At 74.5% G+C, this 783-nt stretch carries 1 protein-coding gene; it reads left to right on the top strand.

The window, feature by feature from the left end:
• A partial coding sequence (locus tag GT354_RS13370) for an NAD(P)/FAD-dependent oxidoreductase (RefSeq protein WP_161356526.1) occupies positions 1 to 783 on the top strand: 783 nt, incomplete at both ends.

Below are 783 nucleotides of genomic sequence, written 5' to 3'. Positions count from 1 at the left end.
CGGCGGCACCGTGCGCTGCGGTACGCGGGTGACCTCCGTGGTCGTGCGCGGGGGGCGCGCGTTGGGTGTCCGCACGGCCGACGGGGACGCGGTGCGGGCGGGGCGGGCGATCCTGGCGGACGTGCCGGCGCCGGCCCTGTACGGCGGTCTGGTGTCGTGGGACGACCTGCCGACGCGGCTGCGCGACGACATTCGGCGCTTCCAGTGGGACCTGGGGACGGTCAAGGTGGACTGGGCGCTGGACGGGCCGATCCCGTGGGCCGACCCGGAGAGCGGCGCGGCGGGGACGGTGCACCTGGCCGCGGACCTGAACGAGATGTCCGACCACGCGATGCAGGTCACCACCGGTCGGCTGCCGCGCCACCCGTTCACGCTGTTGGGGCAGATGACGACGACGGACCCCACCCGTTCCCCGGCCGGGACCGAGTCGGCGTGGGCCTACTCGCACGTTCCCCAACACGTCGTCGAGGACCTGGGCGACGGCACGCTGACCGGTACGTGGGACGAGCGCGAGACGGCGGTCTACGCGGATCGGATCGAGGCCCAGGTGGAGCGGTTCGCCCCGGGTTTTCGCGATCGGATCAAGGCGCGCCGGGTGCTGACGCCGCCCGTCCTGGAGCGACTCGACGAGAGTCTGGTGGGCGGCGCGCTCAACGGGGGCACCACCGCGGTGCACCAACAGTTGATCTTCCGCCCGGTGCCCGGTACCGGCCGGCCGGAGACGCCGGTGACCGGCCTGTACCTGGCCTCGGCGTCGGCGCACCCGGGCGGCGGCGTGCACGG

It is taken from the genome of Streptomyces sp. SID3343, from assembly GCF_009865215.1.
Lineage (GTDB): Bacteria > Actinomycetota > Actinomycetes > Streptomycetales > Streptomycetaceae > Embleya.
Note: the sequence above shows the minus strand (reverse complement) of the source record. Positions and strands in the feature narration are given on the sequence as shown.